The sequence below is a fragment of the Flavobacterium panici genome (genome assembly GCF_903819335.1).
GTDB lineage: Bacteria > Bacteroidota > Bacteroidia > Flavobacteriales > Flavobacteriaceae > Flavobacterium > Flavobacterium panici.
Genome location: NZ_CAIJDE010000063.1, coordinates 120911 through 146448, shown reverse-complemented (window position 1 = coordinate 146448; position 25538 = coordinate 120911). Strand labels below are relative to the sequence as shown.

Annotated in this window: 26 protein-coding genes; 16 read left to right on the top strand and 10 right to left on the bottom strand. The window is 32.7% G+C overall.

The features are described from left to right. Window positions 1-149 precede the first annotated feature (149 nt). Entirely contained in the window at window positions 150-728 is a 579-nt protein-coding gene (locus tag FLAPXU55_RS22075; RefSeq protein ID WP_180861397.1) for a non-canonical purine NTP diphosphatase, read from the bottom strand. 82 nt (window positions 729-810) lie between these two features. Between FLAPXU55_RS22075 and FLAPXU55_RS22070 the strand changes: the two genes are divergently transcribed. Continuing rightward, window positions 811-2589, top strand: coding sequence for an ABC transporter ATP-binding protein (locus tag FLAPXU55_RS22070; RefSeq protein ID WP_180861395.1), 1779 nt, complete (start codon window positions 811-813; stop codon window positions 2587-2589). On the opposite strand, the gene FLAPXU55_RS22065 is transcribed toward FLAPXU55_RS22070, so the two are convergent. Next, window positions 2570-2953, bottom strand: a complete 384-nt coding sequence (locus tag FLAPXU55_RS22065; protein WP_180861393.1) for a ribosomal maturation YjgA family protein — start codon at window positions 2951-2953, stop codon at window positions 2570-2572. The two genes, FLAPXU55_RS22070 and FLAPXU55_RS22065, sit on opposite strands and share 20 nt — an antisense overlap. 535 nt (window positions 2954-3488) lie before the next feature. On the opposite strand from FLAPXU55_RS22065, the gene FLAPXU55_RS22060 reads away from it, so the two are divergent. The 6 genes from FLAPXU55_RS22060 to FLAPXU55_RS22040 all read left to right on the top strand — a co-directional run bounded on the left by FLAPXU55_RS22060 (window position 3489) and on the right by FLAPXU55_RS22040 (window position 7330). Continuing rightward, window positions 3489-4667, top strand: a complete 1179-nt coding sequence (locus FLAPXU55_RS22060; RefSeq protein ID WP_180861390.1) for a glycoside hydrolase family 88 protein — start codon at window positions 3489-3491, stop codon at window positions 4665-4667. 11 nt (window positions 4668-4678) lie between these two features. Further along, window positions 4679-4882 carry a hypothetical protein gene (locus tag FLAPXU55_RS24155; protein ID WP_235992138.1) on the top strand — a complete coding sequence of 68 codons (204 nt, stop codon included), beginning with the start codon at window positions 4679-4681 and terminating at the stop codon, window positions 4880-4882. Window positions 4883-4941: 59 nt separating this feature from the next. Next, complete coding sequence (locus tag FLAPXU55_RS24150) at window positions 4942-5079, top strand: hypothetical protein (protein ID WP_235992137.1); 138 nt, start codon at window positions 4942-4944, stop codon at window positions 5077-5079. A gap of 207 nt (window positions 5080-5286) precedes the next feature. Further along, on the top strand, window positions 5287-5718 hold the full coding sequence (locus tag FLAPXU55_RS22050) for a hypothetical protein (protein WP_053473729.1): 432 nt from the start codon (window positions 5287-5289) through the stop codon (window positions 5716-5718). Between the two features lie 143 nt (window positions 5719-5861). Then, window positions 5862-6638 carry a hypothetical protein gene (locus tag FLAPXU55_RS22045; protein WP_180861388.1) on the top strand — a complete coding sequence of 259 codons (777 nt, stop codon included), beginning with the start codon at window positions 5862-5864 and terminating at the stop codon, window positions 6636-6638. A 2-nt stretch (window positions 6639-6640) separates the two neighbouring features. Then, window positions 6641-7330 carry a hypothetical protein gene (locus FLAPXU55_RS22040; RefSeq protein WP_180861386.1) on the top strand — a complete coding sequence of 230 codons (690 nt, stop codon included), beginning with the start codon at window positions 6641-6643 and terminating at the stop codon, window positions 7328-7330. Window positions 7331-7381: 51 nt separating this feature from the next. On the opposite strand, the gene FLAPXU55_RS22035 is transcribed toward FLAPXU55_RS22040, so the two are convergent. Both FLAPXU55_RS22035 and FLAPXU55_RS22030 read right to left on the bottom strand, forming a co-directional pair. Next, the gene (locus FLAPXU55_RS22035; RefSeq protein ID WP_053473727.1) at window positions 7382-8896 is read right to left on the bottom strand and encodes an FMN-binding glutamate synthase family protein; all 1515 of its coding nucleotides are present in this window, start codon (window positions 8894-8896) and stop codon (window positions 7382-7384) included. 35 nt (window positions 8897-8931) lie between these two features. Beyond that, window positions 8932-9711 (bottom strand): NYN domain-containing protein, encoded by a 780-nt coding sequence (locus tag FLAPXU55_RS22030; protein WP_053473726.1) that lies wholly within the window; start codon window positions 9709-9711, stop codon window positions 8932-8934. Between the two features lie 201 nt (window positions 9712-9912). Here FLAPXU55_RS22030 and FLAPXU55_RS22025 point away from each other — a divergent pair, with 201 nt between their 5' ends. The 4 genes from FLAPXU55_RS22025 to FLAPXU55_RS22010 all read left to right on the top strand — a co-directional run bounded on the left by FLAPXU55_RS22025 (window position 9913) and on the right by FLAPXU55_RS22010 (window position 13199). After that, the gene (locus tag FLAPXU55_RS22025; protein ID WP_180861384.1) at window positions 9913-10362 is read left to right on the top strand and encodes an RrF2 family transcriptional regulator; all 450 of its coding nucleotides are present in this window, start codon (window positions 9913-9915) and stop codon (window positions 10360-10362) included. Between the two features lie 22 nt (window positions 10363-10384). Beyond that, window positions 10385-10909 (top strand): azurin, encoded by a 525-nt coding sequence (azu, locus tag FLAPXU55_RS22020; RefSeq protein WP_180861382.1) that lies wholly within the window; start codon window positions 10385-10387, stop codon window positions 10907-10909. A gap of 110 nt (window positions 10910-11019) precedes the next feature. Next, window positions 11020-11742, top strand: a complete 723-nt coding sequence (gene ric / locus FLAPXU55_RS22015; RefSeq protein WP_180861380.1) for an iron-sulfur cluster repair di-iron protein — start codon at window positions 11020-11022, stop codon at window positions 11740-11742. 314 nt (window positions 11743-12056) lie between these two features. Next, window positions 12057-13199, top strand: coding sequence for a hypothetical protein (locus FLAPXU55_RS22010; RefSeq protein WP_317169661.1), 1143 nt, complete (start codon window positions 12057-12059; stop codon window positions 13197-13199). Window positions 13200-13240: 41 nt separating this feature from the next. On the opposite strand, the gene FLAPXU55_RS22005 is transcribed toward FLAPXU55_RS22010, so the two are convergent. The 3 genes from FLAPXU55_RS22005 to nirK are packed head-to-tail and all read right to left on the bottom strand — an operon-like array spanning window position 13241 to window position 16086. Further along, a complete protein-coding gene (locus FLAPXU55_RS22005) occupies window positions 13241-13834 on the bottom strand; it encodes an SCO family protein (RefSeq protein ID WP_180861376.1) in 594 nt (197 codons plus the stop codon). Window positions 13835-13844: 10 nt separating this feature from the next. Next, window positions 13845-14627 carry a formylglycine-generating enzyme family protein gene (locus tag FLAPXU55_RS22000; RefSeq protein WP_180861374.1) on the bottom strand — a complete coding sequence of 261 codons (783 nt, stop codon included), beginning with the start codon at window positions 14625-14627 and terminating at the stop codon, window positions 13845-13847. Window positions 14628-14643: 16 nt separating this feature from the next. Next, complete coding sequence (nirK, locus tag FLAPXU55_RS21995; RefSeq protein WP_180861372.1) at window positions 14644-16086, bottom strand: copper-containing nitrite reductase; 1443 nt, start codon at window positions 16084-16086, stop codon at window positions 14644-14646. 293 nt (window positions 16087-16379) lie between these two features. Between nirK and FLAPXU55_RS21990 the strand changes: the two genes are divergently transcribed. Then, the gene (locus FLAPXU55_RS21990) at window positions 16380-17639 is read left to right on the top strand and encodes an aminotransferase class I/II-fold pyridoxal phosphate-dependent enzyme (RefSeq protein WP_053473718.1); all 1260 of its coding nucleotides are present in this window, start codon (window positions 16380-16382) and stop codon (window positions 17637-17639) included. 124 nt (window positions 17640-17763) lie between these two features. Next, window positions 17764-18249 (top strand): hypothetical protein, encoded by a 486-nt coding sequence (locus FLAPXU55_RS21985; protein ID WP_180861370.1) that lies wholly within the window; start codon window positions 17764-17766, stop codon window positions 18247-18249. Window positions 18250-18323: 74 nt separating this feature from the next. Here the strand turns inward: FLAPXU55_RS21985 and FLAPXU55_RS21980 are convergent, their stop codons facing one another. From FLAPXU55_RS21980 to FLAPXU55_RS21970, 3 genes are read right to left on the bottom strand one after another with little or no spacing between them, the layout of a single operon-like run. Further along, window positions 18324-18866, bottom strand: coding sequence for a hypothetical protein (locus FLAPXU55_RS21980; protein ID WP_180861368.1), 543 nt, complete (start codon window positions 18864-18866; stop codon window positions 18324-18326). Between the two features lie 30 nt (window positions 18867-18896). Then, window positions 18897-20015, bottom strand: a complete 1119-nt coding sequence (locus FLAPXU55_RS21975) for a GTP cyclohydrolase (protein WP_180861366.1) — start codon at window positions 20013-20015, stop codon at window positions 18897-18899. A 43-nt stretch (window positions 20016-20058) separates the two neighbouring features. Next, complete coding sequence (locus tag FLAPXU55_RS21970) at window positions 20059-21030, bottom strand: transporter (protein WP_180861364.1); 972 nt, start codon at window positions 21028-21030, stop codon at window positions 20059-20061. Window positions 21031-21154: 124 nt separating this feature from the next. Between FLAPXU55_RS21970 and FLAPXU55_RS21965 the strand changes: the two genes are divergently transcribed. From FLAPXU55_RS21965 to FLAPXU55_RS21955, 3 genes are all read left to right on the top strand, one after another. Beyond that, window positions 21155-21442 (top strand): DUF4834 family protein, encoded by a 288-nt coding sequence (locus FLAPXU55_RS21965; RefSeq protein WP_044048302.1) that lies wholly within the window; start codon window positions 21155-21157, stop codon window positions 21440-21442. 51 nt (window positions 21443-21493) lie between these two features. Further along, window positions 21494-23956, top strand: a complete 2463-nt coding sequence (locus FLAPXU55_RS21960; RefSeq protein WP_180861362.1) for a YfhO family protein — start codon at window positions 21494-21496, stop codon at window positions 23954-23956. A 297-nt stretch (window positions 23957-24253) separates the two neighbouring features. Continuing rightward, on the top strand, window positions 24254-25537 hold the full coding sequence (locus FLAPXU55_RS21955; protein ID WP_180861360.1) for a glycosyltransferase family 4 protein: 1284 nt from the start codon (window positions 24254-24256) through the stop codon (window positions 25535-25537). The last annotated feature ends 1 nt before the right edge of the window (window position 25538 follow it).

Genomic DNA, 25538 nt, shown 5'->3' with positions numbered 1-25538 from the left:
ATAAACTAATGCTATTTTAAGATTTATAGATTTGTTATGATTTGATTATCAAAAAGTTATGTTTAGGGTAAAATCATTTTTCAAAGAAATCAAAAAAAATACGTCGTGAAATATCAATTTTGCCCAATAAAATGTTGTATTTCAAACAATTATTTTCTTGTGTTCAGGAAATCAATAAGTTGCTCAGTTGCCTTTGCACGATGACTGATTTTATTTTTTATTTCTGAAGATAATTCGGCAAAAGTCTCCTTATAATTTTCCGGCTGAAAAATTGGATCATACCCAAAACCATGATTTCCGGCTTTAGCCAAAGTAATATTCCCTTTTGCTAAACCCGTAAAAAGATGCTGTTTTCCTTCTAAATTTAAAGCAATAACGGTCTTGAACTGCGCACTACGGTTTTCTTCATCTTTTATAGCCTCCAAAAGTTTGTTCATATTATCATCGGCATTTTTTTGTTCTCCCGCGTATCTTGCAGAATAAACGCCCGGTTCACCGTTTAAAGCTTTTACTTCTAAACCTGTATCATCAGCAAAACAATCATAACCATAATTTTCGGTTACATAATTGGCTTTTAAAATCGCATTGCCTTCAATAGTATCAGCAGTTTCAGGAATTTCTTCGTGACAGCCAATATCTTCTAAACTTAATAATTGGATAGATCCGTTTAGAATGCTTTGAATTTCCTTGATTTTATTTAAATTATTGGAAGCGAAAACCAGTTTCATATTTTGTATATTTAAAAGTAAGACTATTTTAAACACAAATTTAGAATTCTTATATTTGATAGTTACCTAAAAATAAAAATAAATGCAATTATCTGTACTGTATAAAAAAATAATGCCCTTTGTAAAACCGTACAAAAAAATGGTAATTGCCACTTTACTGCTTACATTTTTAGGTTCTTTTGCAGCACAGGTAAACGCCGTAATATTAAAATATACCGTCGATGCTATCAATAATTTAATGGTGGCGCACGAACCTTTATCAAAAGGATTTCATTTATTAGAGATAATAAGTATTGTGCTGCTTACTAAAGAATTAGTAAACTCAATTGTACAATTCGGACAAAAATTTTATGGAGAAAAACTCCGAATTTTCATAACCCGAGATATTTCGCAGACAATTGTAGAAAAAATTCTAAGTTATAGAATGGAATTTTATACTTCTGATGAAAATGAAAGCGGAAAACTCCAAACCAGAATCGATCTCGGTATTAGCAGTTTAACACGATTAGTTCAAAACTTTTTTATCGATATTCTGCCTTTATTTGCCAATGCTTTTGTGGCTTTGGTCATTATGTTTTATGCCAATGTTTATGTAGGATTGGTAAGTTTATGTATTATTCCAATTTACTTTTATATCAGCCAGTTGCAAGCCACAAAATTGAGCGGATTTAGAAGAAGAATGCGTAATTATCGTGAAACCAAAAACAACGGAATCATTAGTTTAATTGAATCGATAACCGTTATTAAATCTTTTGTTCGCGAATCGACCGAAGCTGATCGTCATGAAAAAATTCAATATGAAATGACAGAAAATCAGTTGGCAACCAGAAAAACCAGCTTTATTTTTGAAAGTATTAAAAGCTTCGTTGAACAAATAGGAGTCGTGATTATCATCATTTTAACCGCTTATTTTGTTTTAAATAATCAAATGACAATTGGTGCGATCATGTTTCATATTATGTTATTTAATAATGTTTCGTCGCCAATTCGTCAATTACACCGAATTTATGATGAAGTAAACGATGCCTTAATTTATTCTGAAGGATTTTTTGACATTTTAGAATCAGAGCAGGAAATAGAAACCAGCGGAACTTATATGCCGGAAAAAATTACCGGATTAATTGAAGTAAAAAATGTAGATTTTGTGTACCCAAACGGAACTCAGGCACTTTACGATATTAATTTTACGGTTAAACCGAATGAAACAACAGCTCTAGTTGGATTAAGCGGAGCCGGAAAAAGCACCATTATTAATTTATTAGATAAATTTTATCTGCCTTCATCCGGACAAATATTTTTGGATGGAATTGATTTAGTGGATTATGACACTGATTTTCTGCGTAAAAATATTGGTTTGGTTCTTCAGAAAAACCACATTTTTAAGGGCACAATTGGAGAGAATATTTTATACGGAAATCCCGAAGCTTCAGAATCTGAAATTATTGAAGCGGCAAAACAAGCTTACATTCACGAACAAATTATACAATTGCCAAAAGGTTACGATTCTGATGCGCATTTACTTTCCGGCGGGCAGCAGCAGCGAATTGCGATTGCAAGACTTTTTCTGAAAAATCCGCCAATAATTTTCTTAGATGAGCCAACAGCAAGTCTTGACGCAATTGCAACAGAACAAATTAAAAAATCTTTAGACGCGATTAAAAAAGATAGAACTGTGATTATAATATCGCACAGTATTTCTCAAATTATCGACGCCTCAAATATTATTGTTTTAGAAAAAGGAAGATGTGTGGAAAAAGGAACACACGACGAATTGTACGATAATAAAGGAGCATATTACCAAATATTTATGGCAATGGCAAACAGTTTAAATATTGAAAAAATCACGCAGACTTTTGATTAATACGATTCAGAGTTATTTTTTCGATAAGAAAAACAAAAGCGATTCCAAAAGTATAAGCTAAAATATCTGACCACAGAAAACCTTGTCCTAATACATATCTTCCAAAAAGTGTTTTTCGAAGCTCAATAATCCATTCTGCCTGATAAAGCTGTAAAAACTCAATGCAGTAACATAGTAAAAGAGAAAATAAAGCAACTATAAAAGCTTTTTTCATTGGAAGAAATATTCTAACCAAAAAATAAACCATAACCGCATAAAGAGCATCGCCAATCCATAAAGGAATAAAGGAGATTTTTCTTGAAAGGATTCCGAGAATAATAATGCAGAGAAATAAAATGAAATATTGTATTCTGGATTTTTTCAAAGTTTAGGCAGGTTTTGGTTAGGAGCAAATATAGGTCAAATCTTTAAAAAGCTGGACGTAATTGCACGCAGATGACGCAGGTTTAAACGGATTTATTCTTGTTATTGACTGATATGTGATGCATAAATGTATAGTAACCATGAAGTTTGTCATTCCGAGGAACGAGGAATCGCACTAAAGAATCGACAAAGATTGGAGGCTTGCTGTTGCGGAGTTACTTGTGCGATTCCTCGTTCCTCGGAATGACAAAATAATCCGTTTAGATCAGCGTCATCTGCGTGCCATCACATCCAGCTTCGCAGCTCATGTTAATGCGGTTGCTTCGTTCCTCGCAATGACAATCATATAGCAAAAATAAATCTGTTTAAATCTGCGTCATCTGCGTGCCATCACATCCAGTTTAGGGCGATTGCTTCCTTCCTCGCAATGACAAAAAAGTACATTTTTAGGGAACGAAAAATACAAAGACTAAAATAAGTTTACTTTATTTCATAAATTTATCAGTTCTAAAAACTATCTATTTAAAAATAACCACATGAATGCAAAATTTTTCGCTCTGATTACCGCTTTATTACTTGTTGGAAATCAGGGTTATTCTCAAAAAGACAATTCGTTTAACGTTAAAAAACAATTGGAGTATTGCGCAGAGCAGGCTTCAAAAACTTTAAAAATGATTCCGGATGACGGGACTTCACCAAGAACGGTTCCTAATGGGAGCAAAGACTGGAAATTTGTAAATTACAAAGACTGGACAAGCGGATTCTGGCCTGGAGAATTGTGGTTTTTATACGAAGCAACAAAAGATAAAAAATGGGAAAAAGAAGCCGATAAATTTAGTCGTTTTTTAACGCCTTTGTCGGTTAGTAAAGCTGCCGATCACGATTTAGGTTTTCAGGTTTTTAATAGTTTCGGAAACGGATACAGATTAACTAAAAACGCAGCATACAAAGAAATTATTCTAAAAACAGCCGATACATTGGCAACACTTTTTAATCCAAAAGTGGGAACAATTCAGTCTTGGCCTCACAATAAAATGGGCGGACACAATACCATTATCGATAATATGATGAATTTAGAATTGTTGTTTTGGGCTTCTAAAAACGGCGGAAATAAAAAGCTGTACGACATTGCAGTAAAACATGCCGAAACAACAATGGCAAATCATTTCAGACCAGATAATACTTCTTATCACGTTATTATTTATGATTATGAAACCGGCAAGAAGATAAAAGGAAGAACGGCTCAGGGATATAGTGACGACAGTATGTGGGCACGCGGTCAGGCGTGGGCGATTTACGGTTTTACAATGACTTACAGAGAAACAAAAGATCCTAAATTCCTTGATTTTGCACATAAATTAGCTCGTGCTTATCTGGATAAATTGACGACAGAAGATTTAATTCCGTATTGGGATTTTAATGCACCGGATATTCCAAATGCTCCAAGAGACGCTTCGGCGGCAGCAATTGTTTCTTCGGCACTTTTAGAATTGAGTTCTTATACGAAAGATAAAACGCTGAAAAACGAATATCTGACAAAATCTAAAAAAATGATTGTGTCGCTTTCAGATAATTACCAGAGCCACGATGTTAATTCAGCATTTTTATTGCACTCAACAGGTCATAAACCTGCCGGAAGCGAAATTGACTGCTCTATAAATTACGCAGATTATTACTATCTTGAAGCACTTTTAAGACTTCAAAAATTGAAATAAAAATTTAAATTATGATTAGGAAAGTAAGCCAGATTTTGTGTGTAGTTATGATTTTGACGCTTGTAAGCTGTAAAAACGCAAAACAAAAACTTCAGGAATATGTAACGACTTATAACAGTACAGCTGCAAATTTTAAGGCTGAAGATGTTACACTTACAACTGCGAGAGGATATATTAATGATGATAAATCGAATTGCGGTTTGAAACTAATTTAGAGCAAAATGCAGCTAATAAAGCAAAAGCAGAATCATCGTTTCCAAAGCTACTGAAAGAAATGATTAACAAAAATCAAATTCCTAAAGAACTGGTTGAAGAAGGTATTCAGTTTGATGCTTATTTTTTAGCCGATGATAATACGGTTTTTGTAAAACAAATAATCAACAAAGAATCTTTGGGTGAATTGCTAAAATAATACTCAGATTAAATATTTATGAAATCCTCTTTAAACAATTTTAAAGAGGATTTTTTTTAGTTATTAAGTTAATTCTTTTCATTCTTTCGTCACGATAACCTATTTGTAGTTAAATAGTTACATTTTAAAGTTTTGCGACTTCGTTTTGTTTTTGTGTTATAATTTCATTATGTTTGAGTTAAAAATAAACCAAAAACCTAAAAAATTATGAAAAAAATTACCCAAATCGCATTTGCTTTTGCAATTGCATTATTGCTGGTAAGTTGTAAAAATACCAAGCAAAAAATTCAGGAGCATGTAAGTACCTACAACAACTCATCTTCCATAAAAGGTAACGGGATTACCAGTACTTCTGCGAAAGCGTTTTTAAATGATAATAAAATTGAAATTAGAATTGAAACCAACTTAGAAGGTGATGAAGCCAATAAGCAGGCTGCAGCCGATTCATTTCCGGATTTGCTAAAAGAAATGATTAAGAATGATCAAATTTCTACAGAGTTAATAGGCGAAGGTGTAAAGTTTGATGTTTACTTTTTGGCCTACAACAATATTATTTTAGCTAAAAGAACAGTTGATAAAGAAGAATTAGCAGTTTTAGAAGGAACTGCAGAAGGAAATAAAGAAACAGCCAAACTTTAAGTTAAAATTAAAGTATTGAAAATAGCCTCTTTGTAAATCAGAGAGGCTATTTTCTTTTCGTTAAGAATAATAATTCTTGTTGGATTAATTCTAACATTAAATTATGTTTGTGTAAAAGTCTACCTAATAAAACCTATAAAACTATGATCAAAAAAATTACCCAAATCTCATGCACGATTGCTATTGCTTTGTTTTTAGTAAGCTGTAAAAATACCAAGCAAAAAATTCAGGAATACGTTAATACGTTTAATAATTCAAGTGCACTTTTTCATAATGATATTATCAGCAGCGCAAGTGCAAAAGCTTTTTTAAATGAAAATAAAGTTGAAATAAGAATTGATACTAATTTAGAACAAAACGAATCCAGTAAATCTATTTACAATCAAATGTTCCCGGCTTTACTTGGTGAAATGCTGAAAAGTGATAGAGCTTCAATGGAACTAATTAGAGAAGGAGTAACGTTTGAAATGTTCTTTCTGGCCAATAACAGTACCATACTTGCTGAATTAAAAGTAGATGAAAAGGAGTTAAATAAAATTTTAAGCAAAAATAACACCCCTGCTGTAGACAGAAAAGAACTTTCAAGTTCTGGCATGAATCCAGAGATGCAGCAAATGCTGGCCATAATGAACCAAAATATGCCAATTGTAAATGAAGACGGAACAAAAATCATAAAAATTGAAATTAGCGATAAAAATGAACTGGTTTATAAAATTGAAGTACCAAAAAAATATTCTGAATTGCTTAAAGGAGAAGGAGCAAAGGTTTTAATGAAAGAAAGTATTTTAAGAAGCAGTGATTTAAAAACTATTTTGGGTTCTATACAACGTTATAACATTACGACAATAAAATATCTATATCAGGATGCTAAAGGAAATCTGGTAAATGATATTATTTTGACTGAAAAAGACCTGAAATAATCATGGATGACAGATCAACCTGGCGAACCGTATTAAGTATATTATCGGTTATAATTTTGGGCGGAAGATTGTTGTATACTTGTTCCAACATGAATAAACCCCGTTATGAAAATGATCCTGTAATGGAAAGTTTTCGAAATTCTCAGGAAGCCATGAAAGAGAATTTTAGACAGCATCAGGAAATGCAAAGAAAAATGTCTAATGCAATATTGTATTCTAATTATGAAAGTTTAGACAGTTTGTCTGCTTTGCAAAAAGATAATTACGGTATTCAAAAACTAGCAAAAGATTCCTTAATATACATTGCATTAGATACACAGATTAAAATACCAAAGGATTTTTATCTTCAAAACAAACACGATGATTCGTTGCGAATGGCGTTTAAATCGCCGGATAATCTAAATGTTTTTATTCACGATTTTGAATCTAAAGCAGAAATAGAACCAAGTTTTAAAACCTTAAAAAACAGCGCTAATTTGCAAAAGTTTAAAGTAGAGAATACTATTGGAGACGTTAAGGCAATATCATACAAAATAACCAAAGAAAGTAAAAGATATAATGGTTATGCTTTATGCTTTAAAAACGATGGATATCTTAATTTCTATGAATTCGAAAGCAGTAAACTTCCTCTTGATAAATTAAAAGGACGCGCTATTGAATTCTTTTCTCAAAATATGAAAGAAAAGAAATAGGCTTCTTAAAATTAAAAAAGCCTCTTTGAATTTACAAAGAGGCTTTTTGTTTTAATTACGTTTGGTAACGTTTGTCAAATTATCAGGGAAATACAATTCTGATAAATTGGTAAATTCATCACCACGCATAAAGATATTAATATCTACATCTGCAAAAGATGTTTTTCCGGCTGCAGCCAAAAGTTCGTTTGCAGAATGAAGTGTGTTTTTATGAAAATGATAAACACGATCTGATTTATCGGTTACAACCAAACCTTTCATCAGCATTTTGTTTTGAGTCGCAACTCCAGTAGGGCATTCGTTATTATGGCAGCGTAACGCTTGAATACAGCCTAAAGAAAACATAAAACCACGCGCGCTGTTACACATATCTGCGCCTAAAGCAACGGCGTGCAGGATTGAATATCCTGAAATAATTTTTCCACTTCCTATAATGCGTATTTTGTCGCGAATATTTAAACCAATTAATGTTTTGTTTACGAAAATAAGAGCCGGTTCAAAAGGCATTCCAACACCATCTGCAAATTCTAACGGAGCAGCTCCGGTTCCACCTTCGGCACCATCAACAGTAATGAAATCTGGGTAAATATCTTCGGCGATCATTTCGTGGCATATTGCTTCAAATTCAGCCGTATTTCCTATACATAATTTAAAACCAATAGGTTTTCCATTTGATAAATCACGTAATTGTTTCACAAAATGCAAAAGCCCTTTAGAATCAGAAAAAGCATGGTGTCCGGGAGGAGAAAGAATCATAGTATGTGGTTCAACACCTCTAATCTTAGCAATTTGCTCTGTATTTTTTGCCGCCGGAAGCACACCGCCATGTCCTGGTTTTGCGCCTTGCGAAAGTTTAATTTCAATCATTTTAACGTTTGGAAGATTGGCTTTTTCCGAGAATTTTTCAGGGCTGAAATTTCCTTCGGCATCACGGCATCCAAAATATCCCGTTCCAATCTGCCACGTAATATCTCCGCCTCCCGCAAGATGAAATTCAGTTAAACCACCTTCACCTGTATTTTGATAAAAGTTTCCTTTTTTAGCACCAATATTTATGGCACGAACGGCATTTTCGCTTAATGAACCAAAACTCATTGCCGAAACATTAAATAAAGAAGCTAAATAAGGTTGTTTACAATCTTTTCCACCCACTAAAACACGCGGTAATTCTTCATTAACTTTTGCCGGAAAAATAGAATGCTTTATACCTTCATAAGTTTCCGTATTTAAGTTTTGCTGTGTTCCAAAAGGCGTACTCGAATCAATATTTTTTGCTCTTTGATAAACAAGTGAGCGCTGGTTTCGTGAAAAAGGTTTTCCATCTGTAGATCTTTCGATGAAATACTGCTGAATTTCCGGAGCAATCATTTCAAATAAATACCTGAAATAACCCAAAACCGGAAAGTTCCTTAAAATAGCATGCTTTTTTTGAGAAGCATTATAAGCTCCAATAATCAATAAAATTGGGATAATAAAAACAAGTAGATAACCTCGACCTGTGTAATGATAAATTGCAAGAACAATTAGAAACAATAAGAATCCGTAAATAAAGAATTTTTTTCTCATGTTTAAATAATAATAGTAATAAGGTAATAATTTAATTAGTTGTACCGTAATCTGACATAGACGTGTTTAATGCCTTTTTTATCTGATTCTCTTTCGTCGATTTCCAAAATATCCGTTAATGATTTCAGCATTGGCGTAAGCTTAGAATAACCATAATTCCTTGGGTCAAATTCTGGTTTTTTCTTTACAATCAAATTGCCCACATCGCCAAGAAATGCCCAGCCGTCATCATCTTCAATATCTTCAATTGTAGCTTCAATAAGTTCAATGGTTTGTTTGTCAACTTTGTGAAGTGCTTTCTCAGCAGGTTTTTCTACAGGTTTTTTGGTGTCTGCTGCGGTTGCTTTTGGCTTTTTCTTTTGAATGGCGCCGTCCAGAACTTCAATATAAATAAACCTGTCGCAGGCAACGATAAAAGAACTTGGGGTTTTCTTTTCACCAATGCCAATTACTTTCATGCCAGATTCCCGAAGCCGAATCGCAAGACGGGTAAAATCGCTGTCGCTGGAAACAATGCAAAAACCATCTAATTTTCCCGAATAAAGCAAATCCATTGCATCGATAATCAATGCCGAATCTGAAGAATTTTTTCCAACCGTATAACTATATTGCTGTATAGGAGTTATAGCATGCTCCAGCAAAACTGCTTTCCATCCGTTTGCATTTGGTTTGGTCCAGTCCGCATAAATACGTTTCGTTGTAGGAGTTCCAAACTTTGCAATTTCTTCCATCATCCCTTTTACATTACTGTAGGGCACATTATCGGCGTCAATAAGAACAGCTAATTTTAATTCTTTTGAGTTGCTTACAGGCATTTTTTAGATATTAGAAATTAAGTACAATCAAAGTTAAAATTAAAATTCGTTTTTAGGTGAATTTGTTGATGAATAAGTGTTTTTGACCGTGTTAATTATTTTGGTTATAAATAAGGTTTCTGTTATAAAAAATTAATTAAAGATAAAATTGTCTTTTATGGAAGATTTGAATATATTTGTAAGAAATTAATCAACCAGTATATGTTTTCAAAAGCGTGTGAGTATGGAATCAGGGCTTCTATTTTTATTGCAACAAAATCTTCAGAAGGAATTAGGGTTGGAATAAAAGATGTTGCCAAAGAAATTGATTCGCCGGAACCTTTTACTGCGAAGATTATGCAGATTTTAACCAAAGCCGGAATCATCTATTCGGCAAAAGGAGTAGGAGGAGGTTTTGAGGTTTCGAAAGAAGCATTAAAATCGATAAAATTAATTCAGATTGTGGATGCGATTGACGGAAATACTATTTATAAAGGCTGCGGAATTGGCCTGAAAGAATGTTCAGAAATTCATCCTTGCCCTGTACACAATCAATTTAAAAAAATACGCGAGCTGCTTTTGGCAATGCTTACTAATACTACTTTAGAAGAGCTGGCGCTTGGTGTAAATGCTGGAGATTATTATTTAAAAATCTTTAATAAAACGGAATAAATCTTAATTTAAATATATAGTAATGAATAAAAAAGTCACAATTTCGATGGTAATGCTAATGGGATTTTTAGCAGTAACTTCTTGCGGAAAGAAAGAAGCAGCTCTTGCTGATGAATCGACAGAAATAAATGAAACAACATCAGATGAAGGTGTAAAGCCTGAAGCAGGCGTTGAAAATGTTTTGGTTATTGAAGGAAATGACCAAATGCAGTTTAATAAAACCGAACTAAAAGCAGTTGCCGGAAAACCTATAAAACTTACTTTAAAACACGTTGGTAAAATTCCAAAAGAAGCAATGGGACATAACTTGGTAATCCTTCAGCAAGGAACAGATGAAGGTGCTTTTGCAGCAAAAGCGATCGAAGCAAAGGCTACAGATTATATTCCGGCTTCTGAAAAAGCTTCAATCGTTGCCCATACAAAATTATTGGGCGGAGGTGAAGAAGATACTATCGAATTTACAATTGATAAAAAAGGAACATATAACTTTTTATGTACTTTTCCTGGTCACGTGGCTATGATGAAAGGTGTATTAATTGTAGAATAAATCATAAAACTCCAAGCCTGATTTGGTTTGGAGTTTTTTTAAAAACTAATAAAAGATAATTTTATCTTTTATTAAAAATAGAAATATATTAATATTAATTTTTACGAAAAATGGAAAATTTAAAAAACAAAACAATCGGATCATTTGTGGCTCAGGATTATAGAACTGCGGCCGTATTTTCTAAATATAAAATAGATTTTTGCTGTAAAGGAAACAGAACCGTTTCTGAAGTTTGTGAAAAGGAAGAAATTAATTCTGATGCGCTGCTTCAAAGTATTTATGATGTTTTGCAGTCAGAAAATAAAAGCGGAATCGATTTTAATTCCTGGCCTTTAGATTTATTAGTTGATTATATAGAAAAAACGCATCACCGTTATGTGGAAGATAAAACACAGGTTTTGCTGAGTTTTCTAGATAAATTATGCAGTGTTCATGGTTCAAATCATCCTGAATTATTTAAAATAAATGAATTGTTTATTGGATGTGCAGGAGAATTGGCGCAGCATATGAAAAAAGAAGAGCTGGTTTTATTTCCTTTTGTAAAAAGAATGGTAAAAACGAAAGAGGCTAACGGAGTTTTATCGCAGCCTTCTTTTGGAACGGTTTCAAACCCAATTGCCATGATGATGCACGAACATGAAAATGAAGGCGACCGTTTTAGAGAAATTGCTGAGCTGACTAATAATTATACACCTCCGGCTGATGGATGCACGACTTATAAAGTGACGTATGCAATGCTTAATGAATTTGAAGAAGATTTACATAAACACATTCATTTAGAGAATAATATTTTGTTTCCAAAAGCGGTTGCGCTGGAAGAGGAATTTGCTTAACTATAATTTTAACTAGAGAAAAACACCGATAAATTCCAGATTATGGAGCATTGTTGGTGTTTTTTATTAGAGCTCAAAAAATATTAAACACATAGAAACATAGATTATTGTAAACTTAAAAAAGGCGTTTCACTTGCATTAACAAACATAGCTATGTGTAAAAATCTAGATTTTTTAAAACCTCGTTTTTTTTAAAATCTATGTTTCTATGTGTTTTAAAAAAAAAGCATATTATGAATTTTCAAAAAACCTGGATAATCTGTTGTTTCTTTAATTTTTTAATAGCCTGCGCATTTGGGTTATTAATGCGGTTTATGTTTCTTTTTCCTTTAGATTTTATAAACTACAGTTTTATACTTCATGCGCATTCTCATGCTGCTATGCTGGGCTGGGTTTACATGATTATTTATGTCTTGGTAATTCATTTTTTTATTCCGAAAGAAAAAAGCCGGAAACCTGTATATAATAGATTGTTTTGGTTAACAGAACTTTCTGTAACAGGAATGATGCTTGCTTTTCCTTTTCAGGGTTATGGACTGTTTTCTATTGCATTTTCGACTATGCACATTTTGCTGAGTTATCTTTTCTGCCGATTAATTTGGAAAGATCTTCCAAAACAAAAAACGTCTTCACAAAGACTTTTAATTGCTTCTATTTTATTTATGGTTTTTTCTACTTTAGGAGTTTGGTGTTTGGGTCCGGCAGTAAGTACATTAGGAAAACAAAGCGCCTTTTATCAAATTGCGATTCAATTTTTTCTGCATTTTCAGTTTAACGGTTGGTTTTTATTGGCGGTTTTAGCTTTGTTTTTAAAGCAGTTTCAGCACAAAATTGAAGAAGCTAAGTTTAGAAAATTTTACATCATTTTCATTATTTCAACAATTTTAACCGTTTCATTTCCAATACGCTGGTTTATTGAAGCCAATATTTTAAGCTGGATAAATGCCTTTGGAGTTGTATTGCAACTAACGGCTTTTATTTATTTATATAAAATGATCCAGCCTCAAATAAACGATTTTAAAGCTAATTTAAGCAAAGAGGCTAAAATGGTTTACGTTTTAGCATTATGTTCTTTGTTTTTAAAAATAGGAATTCAATTACTGACCGTTTTCCCCAATATTGCAGCAATTTCACATCAAGTCAGGAATTTTGTAATTGGGTTTATTCATTTAACTAGTTTAGGGATTATTACAGGCTTTTTGTTTGGAATATTGCTTCAAAATAAAATGCTTTTCAGTAATTCTTTAGTTTTAAAAATTGGAGTGAAATGTTTTGTATTAGGATTTGTTGGGACAGAAGTTTTATTGTTTTTGCAGGGAGGATTTTTCTTTTTTAATAAAGGAACAATTTTAGGATATTATCAAAGTATTTTCGGTTTTAGTGTATTGCTGGTTTTAGGATTAATCTTGATTACAGTCTCTATTATAAACAAAAAACAAGAGTCGATCCATTCCTGAAATCTCCTCTTGTTTTTTCACTAATCAACCTATTCAAAATTTTAAATCTTTTCTGCTTCTTTATTTATAGTTTCAATTGTTTTTTCATTGTTTACACCTAAACCTTCCTGCTGAAAAACTAATTCTCCTTCGGGATTAAAAACGCTTATAATATTAGAATGCGAAAAATCTACAGGAGATATTTGTTTATAATTGACAGCTAAAACTGCTGCAAATTCGCGTGTGTTTTCTTCAGATGAACGAAGAAAAAGCCACGGTTCCTGATTCATTTTATTAGCAATTGCAAAAGTTTTTAATCTTTCGGGCGTATCTGTTTTAGGATCAATACTTACTAAAATAAGTTTTACATTCTTTTTGGTGTTTTTATTGAGTTTTGCTTCAATATCACGCATATCTGCAACTAATCTGGGGCAGGCGGCTTTACAACTTGTGTAAATCATTACCATAACCAGTACATTTCCTCTTAGGCTTTTTAACTCAATATCATTTCCGTTTTGAGTTGTCCATTTTGAAGGAAGATTATAGATGGATAAATCAGTTATTTCCTTTTTTGTTACTGCAGTATCCTTTTTATTTTCTTTACAGCTCTGCAAAGAAAACAGAAGAATGAAAACCGCAATTATTGTTTTTTTCATTGAAATTAATTTAAAGATTAACTTTTGGTTTTGTTGAACTGGCGCATCTAAAACCAAGATTTCGGGTTGAGTATTGCGCTTTAAGACTTCCTCTGAAAGCGTAGCGCATAAATGCCGCATAATCCATTAAATCGGATGCGTTTACAGAGGCGCTTCCGCAGAATAAATTTTTGTCGCTGCTTTTGTCTTTTCTAGATTCTCCCGATAAAAAAATGCTGTTGAAATCAGTTGTCCATTCCCAAACTAAACCGTGCATATCGTAAACTCCCCAATAATTTTTAAATGTTTTTCCCACTTCATTTTCATACGTTTTTGACTTTTCATACCAGGATAAAATGTAATTATTGAATTCTTTTTTGGTTCTGGCATCCACTGTTTTTGCATCGGCCATCGCTGCATATTCCCATTCATCCATTGTGGGTAAACGTTTTCCCTGACACTCGCAGTATTTTTTTGCAGCAAACCAAGAAACGGCTGTAACTGGCGAATTTGGTTTTGAACTGCCAAAATCAAAATCATTTTTCCAGTAAGACAGATATGTTTTATCGGCAAAAATTCCTTTAATTTTCGATTTACTATATGTTGGATTTTTTTTAATGAAGCTCAAAAACTCGGCATTGGTAACAGGATAAATGTCTAAATAAAAAGAGTTTACAAACACGGGTTTTTTAGATGAGGCTCCGTAAAGAGGAACAAAACGTCCCTCTTTTATCAGAGCCATTCCAATTTCCTGCGCTATTGTTACGCCTGTAAACATCAGGAAAAAGGTAAGAATGAAAATAAATTTTTTCATGCTTTATTTTTGATTGTTATCGCAGTGCTTTTACCATTTCCGGAGTAACTTCTGTTTTATTATTTCCCCAGCTGTTATAGATATACGTAAGCACATTAGCTATTTCATCATCAGATAAATTTTGAGCCGGCATTACATTATTGTATTTTTTTCCGTTCACGCTTACTTCTCCGGTTAAGCCGTGTAAAATTGTTTTAATAGCACGTTTAGAATCAGCATTTAAATAATCTGATTTTGCAAGAGGGGGAAAGGTATTTGGAATTCCCTGCCCTTCAGATTGATGACAAGCAAAACAAGTAGTGCCAAAAATTTGTTTTCCAATTTTTATTCTTTCTTCGGCAGTTCGTTTAGGTGTTGCAGTTTTTGCAGTTGCATTTTCAGGCATTTTTTGGATAGTTCCGCCTTCTGGCAGATAAATTCCTTCCTGAATCGTTCCAGAATAAATGTTTTTATTCTCTTTTCCTTCTACTTTCAACATTCCTAAAGCTCCTTTATTAAAGGCTCTAAAAATAGAATGGTCAACCAGAATAAAAGTTCCCGGAGTTTCTACTTTAAAATCAACAATTGCAGCGCCACCGGCCGGAATTAAAGTGGTTTGAACGTTTTTATTAATTACAGTCCCGCCTTCGACATGAACGTGATCAAATATTTCTCCAATAACATGAAAAGACGATACTAAGTTTGGACCGCCGTTCCCCACAAATAAGCGTACCGTTTCTCCCACTTTTGCTGTTAACTCATTTCCGTTTGTAAGCGAACCCACTTTTCCATTAAATACAACATAATCTGGAGTTTCTTTTACAGCTTTATTCATATCGAATGGTTGCAGGCCTTTTGCGCCATATTCGCCCTGCGTATAAAAATCACCCTGCATTACATAATATTCCTTGTCAACAGGAGGAAGTCCGCCTTCTGGTTCAACCAAAATCAAACCATACATACCATTTGCAATGTGCATTCCAACAGGCGCTGTTGCACAATGATATATATACAGTCCTGGATTGATCACCTTGAAGCTGAAAACTTTTTCATGTCCGGGAGCAACAAGCGAAGAAGTCGCCCCGCCGCCAGGTCCGGTTACGGCATGTAAATCAATATTGTGCGGCAGTTTATTATCCGGATGGTTTTTTAAATGAAATTCTACTTCATCTCCCACACGCGTTCTAATGAAACTTCCCGGAACAGAGCCTCCAAATGTCCAATACGTATATTTTACACCATCAGTCATTGTGCCTTCCTGCTCTTTGATTTCCATGTTTAATTTGAGTTTCATGGCAGTTCTGTTTCCAACAGGTTTTGGAACCATTGGAGGGGCTGTAAGTTCAGCATTCATTTCTCCTTCGGTCATTATATCAGTATAGTTTACTGATTCTTCTTTTTTACAACTTCCTAATAAAATCGTAAAAAGTAAGCATAACAACATGTTCATTTTAATCGAAATGTCATTTTTCTTTTTCATAAGGTTTTGGTTTTATTTAGTTTTAAATCAGGAGTAAAAATAAAAGACTATTTTGTCTTTTATCATGATAAAAGTCATGAAATACTTACTAATAAAACCTTTATATTAAATTATTGTGTACACTTTTATTATAGTTAACTGTTTTAAATTCAATTCTTTAAGTATGTGTAAATTTTTTGTAAATTAATATTTTGATATTTTTTTAATAAAAACAAATGCTCAACTCCATTTTAGAATAATAATCATTATTTTTGCGACCTGTACAAAACGAATTATTACTTTAAAATATATTTATGGTAAAAGATTTATTCGAAAGAATTCAGGACAATAAAGGACCTTTAGGAAAATGGGCTTCTCAGGCAGAAGGTTATTACGTTTTCCCAAAGTTAGAAGGAGAGTTGGGTCCTAGAATGACGTTTCATGGAAAAAATATTTTAAACTGGAGTTTAAATGATTATTTAGGATTAGCTAATCATCCAGAAGTTCGTAAAGCAGATACGGATGCTGCGGCTCAATATGGCGCTGCATACCCTATGGGAGCTCGTATGATGTCTGGACATACAACTTATCATGAGCAATTAGAAAATGAACTGGCTTCTTTCGTTATGAAAGAATCTGCTTATTTATTGAATTTTGGTTATCAGGGAATGGTATCTATTATTGATGCCTTGGTTACAAAAAATGATATCATTGTTTATGATGTAGATTCACATGCTTGTATTATTGATGGTGTTCGTTTGCACATGGGTAAACGTTTTACTTACAAACACAATGATCTTGAAAGTATGGAGAAAAACCTGCAGCGTGCTACTAAAATGGCCGAAGAAACAGGCGGAGGTATTTTATTTATTACCGAAGGTGTTTTTGGAATGCGCGGACAGCAGGGTAAACTGAAAGAAATTGTTGCTATGAAGCAAAAATACAATTTCCGTTTATTAGTTGATGATGCACACGGTTTTGGTACACTTGGTAAAACAGGTGCCGGAGCAGGTGAGGAGCAGGGAGTTCAGGACGATATTGATGTTTACTTCTCGACTTTTGCAAAATCAATGGCAAATATTGGAGCTTTTGTAGCTGCAGATAAAACAGTTATTGATTACTTAAAATACAACTTACGTTCGCAAATGTTTGCTAAAGCGTTACCAATGATCCAGACAATTGGTTCTTTGAAACGTTTAGAATTATTGCGTAATTCATCTTCTATTAAAGATAAACTTTGGGAAAATGTAAATGCATTACAAAGCGGTCTTAAAGAAAAAGGATTCAATATTGGAGATACTAATACTTGTATTACTCCGGTTTACTTAGAAGGAAGTATTCCTGAAGCAATGGTAATGGTAAACGATTTAAGAGAAAACTACGGTATTTTCCTTTCTATTGTTGTTTATCCGGTTATTCCAAAAGGAATTATTTTATTAAGAATGATCCCGACAGCTTCTCATACTTTATCAGATATTGAAGAAACTTTAACGGCTTTTGAAGCAATTCGCGAGAAATTAGTTAACGGAACTTATAAAGAAATTGCAGAACGCACAACAGTTGACGTTTCGTAATTAATTTAAAAATAGATTTCCTTAAGTGGAAATTATGTAAAAAAATCCATTTGTTATACGAATGGTTTTTTTTTTATTTAAAGTAACTTTAATTCATAAATCACAAAATAAAAAACTCAGCATTATGAAAAAAGTATTAGCAATAGCAACCCTTATTTTGACAGTTCTAATTTCCTGTAAAAAAGAAACGACTACTACAGAGCCAGTACAAATTACACCAAGCCCGCCAAAAGAGGCTGAAATTGTAGAACCAGCAGGAGATCAATGTTATGCATGGAGAGCAAATGGAAGCGTAATTGAACTTAGTTTTAATGTAAATTCTCATCAGGAAGTAAATGGAAAATTAAGCTATAACCTGGCAGGAAAAGATAAAAATGAAGGAACACTGATTGGAAATATGAAAGGCGACACTATAGTTGCCGATTATACTTTTAATTCTGAAGGAACTTCATCTGTAAGAGAAGTTGTTTTTTTACAAAAAGACGGAACTCTTATTGAAGGGTACGGAGATGTTGTACAAGCTAATGACAAAGTATCATTTAAAGATAAAACAAAACTAAAATTTGATCAGAAAAATACGCTGACCAAAATAGATTGCAAAGTGGATTAATGAATTGTTATTAAAGTAAAAAATCCATTCGTTTTGGGGGCGAATGGATTTTTTTTATGTTTTATTTTAAAAAGTTAATTACTCTTTGGACTTACATAAATCAACGTACCTCCAAAACAACTATTTTCACCAGTTAATATTCCCAGGTTAAATAAAGCATGTGCATACATTTTTAATTCTTTGTGATCAAGATATGAAGACCATTTTTGATTCTTCTTAATTTTTTGAGTTAGCAAATTAAAATTAATTCTTGATTGCAATTTCTTTAAATCATTTTCAGAATAATCTTCAATTCCAAGGTTTGCTATTGCGCTGTCATTCTTGAATTCAAAATACCTATTCTTGTTTTTTATAGCGGTTTGATAGGCTTTAATTATTCCTCTTTCATCATAGTCAATATTATATTCTCTATGTATTGCTCCTTGCAGAAAATTGGCTTTAGTGCAGATTTCTCTAACTTTATTAGTATTCAGGTTTTTTATCTTAACTACCAAGAAAAATTGAAAAGTACCGCCGTTATTTATTGCTCTAACATAATTTTGATATAAAATATCGCTGTCATCTTTTGTAAATGAAAGTGAAATTAACAACGCCAATATTATACTGAGTTTTTTCATTTATGAAAACTGAAAACTGCGACTGAAAACTTATAAATACTTCAAATAAGTCTTTCTCTGACAGTGAATTTTCGGATCAAAGTTTTTCCAAAGCAAATGAATCGCTGTGTTTTCAGCTAATTCAGGAGTTCTGATGCAATTTTGAATTCCTTTTTCAGAAAAAGTTTTAAAATATTCATCAAAAATAATCGCTGTAACGCCTTTATTTTGATAATCGGGATGAACTCCGATAAGATAAAAAACAACATCTTTACTTTTCTTTCTTGCCTTTAAAAGATGGAGAAAACCAAATGGGAAAAGTTTTCCTTTGGCTTTTTGCAATGCTTCTGAAAAACTTGGCATTACAATACTAAAAGCAATTAAATTATCCTCTTTATCTACTACAAACTTTATGTACTCCGGATTGATAAAGCTAATGTATTTCTTTTTAAAATATTCTTTTTGAAAATCTGAAATAGCCACGAAAGAAGCCAGTTTAGCATAAGATTCATTAAACAAATCAAACATTTTATCCACGTGCGGCATTATGTCTTTTGTTTTAGTGAAAGTTAATGCTCTAAGCCCGTAACGCTTTTTGATTAATTCCTGAGCTTTCAGGAAAAATTCAGGCTTTACATTTGAAAAAGGGAAAATACTTTCGATATATTCTTTCTCAATTTGAAAACCTAATTGTTCAAAATGAGTAACATAATAAGGATTATTGTACCAGGTAATCATAGTCCCTATTTGGTCATAACCTTCTGTAAGAACGCCAACTTTATCTAAGTTAGAAAAACCCATAGGGCCTTCGGCATGTTCTAAGTTATGTTTTCTGCCTAATTCATAAACTTTTTCAAGAAGGGCTTTAGTAACCTCGATATCATCAATAACATCAAACCATCCAAAACGAACCTTTCTTTTATGCTGATTATTTACTTCTGCCCAGTTTATAATAGCCGTAATTCGTCCAACAATTTGATTGTCTTTGTAAGCCAGATAAAAATAAGCTTCTGCATTATCAAACGCAGGATTTTTAGTTTTATCAAAAGACTCTAATTCATCAGCAATAATAGGAGGAATCCAATACGGATTATCTTTATAAAGTGAGAACGGAAATTTTATATATTCGGTTAGTTCTTTTTTAGTTTTGGCTTCTTTGATTGTAATCATTAAGATCGTATTAACTCCTTTTTTAAAGGTTTGATTATTAAATTTATTCGTATTTAGCTTTACGTTTTCTTTCTTTTTCCTGATAATCTACTTTTTCTTCTTTATTATCAGAGTTTTTCTTTGCTTTCTCTTTGTTCTTATTCGCAATTTGTTTTTCCTTGTACCATCCGTCATATCTCCAGGAGAAACCAACTCCTCCATATAAAATAGAAGGCGTGTTTTTGAAATTAGTACTTATAGAAGCATCAACCTGCATATTTGAAGATAAAAGGTATGCAGCACCGCCGCGTACTATGGCATCGCTGTAAAAGTCGCTTTTATACCCTTGATTTTCAACAAACCCAGACCATTTATCATTAAATCCGTGTGTTAAGGTTAAAACATAACCATAACTTGGATAATCTGTTCCAATATAATCTGCAATAATATTGGTTACAAAAACCCATCTTCCGCCGCCAAATAAGTTTTGAGTTACTAAAGCAACTTTTGGAGAAATATCTCCATTTGGAGAAAAATAATACGGATTATCTGCACCAACAAAATTCGCTCCGGCAAAAATAGAAACAGCCGGAATTAATTCGCGCCATTGAAAACTGTGATTCGCTTTATAACTATAAATATTAGCTTCTTTTTTATAGTTTTTATAAGGATCGTAAATTAGGTATTTAGCTCCTAAAACGGTCTGTCTGAAGTTGTTTTTTTTGTAGCTGGTATATGGAGTATCAAAGTTTTCCATTTGATATTGAACATCTAAAATAAATTCAAGCTGTTCTAAAAAAGCGCCATATCTAACGGTTAAATCGGTACCAAAACCGGTAGCGTCATAATCTAATAAGTCGTGTTTTTCTTTAATACCATAAACGCCAATCTCGCCCTGAATAACTGATTTTCCAACCGCATAAGCCGACATAGTTTCGCCCGGACGATTCGAATTAATCACATCAGTATATTGTGCGAAAAAAAATTGTGGTACTAAAAAAAGAAACGCAAAGAGTAAGTTTTTAATTTTCAACATAAATGTATTTTTTGATTAAAAGCTATAACGCATTTCAAATGTACTATATTTTATTATTTATTTAAGATTGATATTTTAATTTTAAACAACGGATTTACTAATTTTGGAAAAAAATTATATGATCATGCAAGAAGCATCTTTTACAAATTTGTTTAAAACGATAATGTGGATTATTGCGTTTTATTATATTTTTAAATTTTTGGCCCGAATCTTTTTGCCGGTATTGGTTAAAAAAGCGGTAGAGAAAGCAGGAGAAAATTTTCAAAGACAACAACAATACAGTCAGGATAATTCCTGGCAGCAAACTCGTAATAACAATAATGACGAAATAATCATTAATACAGCTAATGCTAAAAAGCCTCGCGAAACCAAAAAGGTAGGCGATTATGTTGATTACGAAGAAATAGATTAAGTTTGTATCCTTGTAGTATTAGGATTCATCATTTAACCAAACCAGCCAAAATTGAAAATAGTAAATAAATTCTATCCGCATGCCCTTGTAATCCTGGGCTTTATTCTTGTTTCCTTAATTTACTTTTATCCTGTTTTGCAGGGAAAACAAATTTTCCAGTCAGATATTGCTCAATACACCGGAATGGCCAAAGAGCAAAACGACTTTAGAGCAGCAGAACATACAGAGCCTTACTGGACAAACTCTGCTTTTGGCGGAATGCCGACTTATCAGTTAGGAGCAAATTATCCTAATGATTTCGTTGGAAAAATAGATGATGTTTTACGTTTTTTACCACGTCCGGCTGATTATTTATTTCTATACTTTTTAGGGTTTTATGGTTTGTTATTAGTTTTAAAAACAGACCCTTTAAAAGCTTTTATTGGCGCGATTGCGTTTGGTTTTTCTACTTATTTAATTATTATTCTAGGCGTTGGACATAATGCAAAAGCGCATGCAATTGCTTACATGCCACTGGTTATTGCCGGATTTATACTCGTTTTTCAGAAAAAATATATTTGGGGAGGTTTGCTCACCATGTTTGCGGTGGCGTTAGAAGTTAATGCCAACCACTTTCAAATGACCTATTATTTATTGATTTTCTTATTGATACTTTCAGGTTATTTTGCCTTTACTTTTATAAAAGACAAAGAATACAAACCGCTTTTAATTGCCATTGGAACTTTGGCTGTAGCCGGAATTTTTGCAATTGGCGCTAATGCAGGGAATTTATTGGCAACAAGTGAATATGCTAAGTTTAGTACACGAAGCAACAGCGAATTAACTTTTAATCCTGACGGAACTAAAAAGGAAAATGAAAACGCTTTAAGCCGCGAATATATTACGGAATACAGTTACGGAATTGCTGAAAGTTTCAATTTAATTGCTCCAAGACTTTTTGGAGGGTCAAATCATGAAAATATAGGTAAAGACAGCAGTATGTATACCTTTATGACTGATCATAATGTAGAACCTTCTAAGGCAGAAGGTTTTGTATCAGCAATGCCAACTTATTGGGGAGATCAGCCAATTGTTGCAGCTCCGGCGTATATTGGAATTGTAGTATTCTTTTTAGCGGTTTTAGCTTTATTTATTGATGATAGAAAGATAAAATATGTTTTTCTTTCAGGAGCATTATTTTCACTTGTACTTTCGTGGGGGAAAAATTTCTCTCTTTTGACAGATTTCTTTATTGATTATGTGCCAATGTATGATAAGTTTAGAGCTGTATCATCTATTCAGGTAATCTTAGAGTTATGTATGCCAGTTTTAGCAGTGATGGGAATTCAGTCGTTTTTTAAAGCAAAAGACGAACCTAAATTGCAGCAAAAAGCGCTTGTTCAAACTGGAGTTTTTGGATTGGGAGTTATATTAATTTTAGTAATTGCTAAAGGTTTCTTTCATTTTTCAGGAAGCAGTGATAACTATTTCCTTCAAATGTACGGACAAGAATTTGTTGATGTTTTAATAGAAGATAGAAAGTCTTTATATTCTGCAGATTTGCTGCGTTCAGGATTCTTTATCGTAGTAACATTTGGAGTTTTATGGTTATTTATAAAAAATAAATTTTCGCAGACAACAACTTTAGTCATCGTTGCTCTTTTAATGATTTTTGATTTGTTTTTTGTAGATAAAAAATACGTTTCAGCAAAGGATTTTGTTAGCCCGGTTCAAATTGCAGCTCCTTTTCAGGAAACTCCAGCCGATGCTCAAATTTTAAAAGATACAACGCATTACAGAGTTTTTGATATTGACGGAAATATGTCTAGCGCAACAGCTTCTTATTTTCACCATTCTATTGGAGGATATCACGCTGCAAAACCAAGAAGAATGCAGCAATTGTTTGATTACCAAATTGGTAATAAATCAAAAAATATGAATCTTGAAGTGCTTAATATGTTGAATGTTAAGTATGTAATTCAGACTGATTCTACAGGTGCGCCTATACCAGCAGTTAATCCTGATGCAAATGGAAATGCTTGGTTTGTAGAAACTGTTAAGCTTGTAAATAAACCAGATGATGTAATGAAAGCATTAGATCATATCGATACTAAAAAAGTGGCGGTTTTTAACGTTCATGAACATGAAAGTAAATTCCAAAATGCCCGAATGAAAAAACAATGGGATACAACCGGAACAATAAAAGTAATTCAATACAAGCCAAACTATATTAAATATCAATCAGATAATGGAAAAGATGGTTTAGCTGTTTTCTCTGAAATCTATTATAAAAATGGCTGGAATGCTTACATAGACGGAAAATTGACAGATCATTTCCCAGTTGATTATGTTTTAAGAGCAATGGAAATCCCAGGCGGAAAACATACTATCGAATTTAAATTTGAACCACAGGTTATTAAAACGGGTGGTACAATTAATCTTGTAAGTTCAATTGGAATGTTTGTGCTTTTGATTGGCGGAATCTATTTCGAGCGAAAAAAACATAGTACAAATAAGAGTGAATTTAAAGTCTAGCTTTTAGATGCTAATTTCAAAAGTTCTAAAAATAGTTGTCTTTGCCGTTTTTGATTTATTCGTATTTGTTTTTTGCGGGATTTACATGATGGGATATGATGACTTTTATAATGAAAGTCAAGGAGAATATTTTAGTTTTTCAAGCATGAAAACTGAATATAAAATTGTCTGGTGTTTTTATAATTTTTGGATTTTCTTAAACTGCTTATTTTTAATTTATATTATATATAAAGTATACAAGAAATTAGCTTTGAAATAAACTTTATCTTTGCACTTTAAAATAATAAACGATTTTCCTTGGAACAAAAAAAGCTCTTAATTATAACCTATTACTTTCCTCCAGCGGGTGGGCCGGGAGTACAGCGCTGGCTGAAATTTGTAAAATATCTGCCAGACTTTGGTGTTCAGCCCATTGTTTATGTTCCGGAAAATCCAACTTACCCAATTGTTGACGAAGGCTTGGTAAGCGAAATATCCGATAAAGTAATTGTTCTTAAAAATAAAATTTGGGAACCTTATCAGTTAGCTTCTGTTTTCTCAAAGAACAAAACCAAGAAAATCAGTTCAGGAATTTTTCCACATAAAAAAAAGCAGACTTTTTTAGATAAAGCTTTTCTTTGGGTACGTGGCAATCTATTTATTCCGGATGCGAGAGTTTTTTGGGTAAAACCTTCTGTTTCTTATCTTGAAAAATACATCAAAGAAAATAATATTGATACAATCGTAACGTCGGGTCCGCCGCACAGCTTACATTTAATTGGCTTAGAATTAAAAGAAAAATTAAATGTAAAATGGTTTGCAGATTTTCGTGATCCGTGGACAACTATTGGTTACCATAAAGCTTTGCGTTTATCCGATTATGCTGCAAAAAAACATAAAAGTTTAGAACATAAAGTTCTTAACTCTGCTGATACTATAATTGTAACAAGTAAAACTACAAAAGCCGAATTTCAGGCGATTACCAATAAACCAATTTCAGTAATTACAAACGGTTACGACATTGAGAACGTAGAAAAACAAACATTAGATACTAAGTTTACTCTTGCTCATATTGGATCATTTTTATCAGACAGAAATCCAAAATTTTTATGGGAATGTCTGGTAGAATTACTTCAGGAAATTCCGGATTTTAAAACGCATTTAGAAATTAAATTAATTGGTGCCGTAAGTCAGGAAGTTTTAGATTCGATTGAAGAATTTAAACTAAACGATTATTTGAACTTATTAGGATATGTTTCGCATAATGAAGCTATTGCCCATCAAAAAAAGTCTCAGGTTTTGCTTTTAATCGAAATAAATTCTGAAGATACTAAAAGTATTATTCCGGGGAAATTGTTTGAATATATGGTCTCAAATCGTCCAATTATTGCTATTGGACCACAAGGTTCTGATTTTGCCGATATTATAAAAGAAACCAATACAGGCGTATTTTTTGATTATTCAGAAAAAGCGAAGTTAAAAAGTGTAATTTTGGACTTTTATAATCAATTTTTAGAAGGAAAATTACAAGCTAATGGTGTTGGTTTACAGCAATATTCACGAAAAAACCTTACTAAGCAATTAGTACAATTGATCAATTAAT

Excerpts from the sequence above, each read along its gene's own strand:
- FLAPXU55_RS22075 (WP_180861397.1), bottom strand. The coding sequence starts at position 728 with ATGAAACTGGTTTTCGCTTCCAATAATTTAAATAAAATCAAGGAAATT.
- FLAPXU55_RS22070 (WP_180861395.1), top strand. The coding sequence starts at position 811 with ATGCAATTATCTGTACTGTATAAAAAAATAATGCCCTTTGTAAAACCG.
- FLAPXU55_RS22060 (WP_180861390.1), top strand. The coding sequence starts at position 3,489 with ATGAATGCAAAATTTTTCGCTCTGATTACCGCTTTATTACTTGTTGGA.
- FLAPXU55_RS24155 (WP_235992138.1), top strand. The coding sequence starts at position 4,679 with ATGATTAGGAAAGTAAGCCAGATTTTGTGTGTAGTTATGATTTTGACG.
- FLAPXU55_RS24150 (WP_235992137.1), top strand. The coding sequence starts at position 4,942 with ATGATTAACAAAAATCAAATTCCTAAAGAACTGGTTGAAGAAGGTATT.
- FLAPXU55_RS22050 (WP_053473729.1), top strand. The coding sequence starts at position 5,287 with ATGAAAAAAATTACCCAAATCGCATTTGCTTTTGCAATTGCATTATTG.
- FLAPXU55_RS22045 (WP_180861388.1), top strand. The coding sequence starts at position 5,862 with ATGATCAAAAAAATTACCCAAATCTCATGCACGATTGCTATTGCTTTG.
- FLAPXU55_RS22040 (WP_180861386.1), top strand. The coding sequence starts at position 6,641 with ATGGATGACAGATCAACCTGGCGAACCGTATTAAGTATATTATCGGTT.
- FLAPXU55_RS22035 (WP_053473727.1), bottom strand. The coding sequence starts at position 8,896 with ATGAGAAAAAAATTCTTTATTTACGGATTCTTATTGTTTCTAATTGTT.
- FLAPXU55_RS22030 (WP_053473726.1), bottom strand. The coding sequence starts at position 9,711 with ATGCCTGTAAGCAACTCAAAAGAATTAAAATTAGCTGTTCTTATTGAC.
- FLAPXU55_RS22025 (WP_180861384.1), top strand. The coding sequence starts at position 9,913 with ATGTTTTCAAAAGCGTGTGAGTATGGAATCAGGGCTTCTATTTTTATT.
- azu (WP_180861382.1), top strand. The coding sequence starts at position 10,385 with ATGAATAAAAAAGTCACAATTTCGATGGTAATGCTAATGGGATTTTTA.
- ric (WP_180861380.1), top strand. The coding sequence starts at position 11,020 with ATGGAAAATTTAAAAAACAAAACAATCGGATCATTTGTGGCTCAGGAT.
- FLAPXU55_RS22010 (WP_317169661.1), top strand. The coding sequence starts at position 12,057 with ATGTTTCTTTTTCCTTTAGATTTTATAAACTACAGTTTTATACTTCAT.
- FLAPXU55_RS22005 (WP_180861376.1), bottom strand. The coding sequence starts at position 13,834 with ATGAAAAAAACAATAATTGCGGTTTTCATTCTTCTGTTTTCTTTGCAG.
- FLAPXU55_RS22000 (WP_180861374.1), bottom strand. The coding sequence starts at position 14,627 with ATGAAAAAATTTATTTTCATTCTTACCTTTTTCCTGATGTTTACAGGC.
- nirK (WP_180861372.1), bottom strand. The coding sequence starts at position 16,086 with ATGAAAAAGAAAAATGACATTTCGATTAAAATGAACATGTTGTTATGC.
- FLAPXU55_RS21990 (WP_053473718.1), top strand. The coding sequence starts at position 16,380 with ATGGTAAAAGATTTATTCGAAAGAATTCAGGACAATAAAGGACCTTTA.
- FLAPXU55_RS21985 (WP_180861370.1), top strand. The coding sequence starts at position 17,764 with ATGAAAAAAGTATTAGCAATAGCAACCCTTATTTTGACAGTTCTAATT.
- FLAPXU55_RS21980 (WP_180861368.1), bottom strand. The coding sequence starts at position 18,866 with ATGAAAAAACTCAGTATAATATTGGCGTTGTTAATTTCACTTTCATTT.
- FLAPXU55_RS21975 (WP_180861366.1), bottom strand. The coding sequence starts at position 20,015 with ATGATTACAATCAAAGAAGCCAAAACTAAAAAAGAACTAACCGAATAT.
- FLAPXU55_RS21970 (WP_180861364.1), bottom strand. The coding sequence starts at position 21,030 with ATGTTGAAAATTAAAAACTTACTCTTTGCGTTTCTTTTTTTAGTACCA.
- FLAPXU55_RS21965 (WP_044048302.1), top strand. The coding sequence starts at position 21,155 with ATGCAAGAAGCATCTTTTACAAATTTGTTTAAAACGATAATGTGGATT.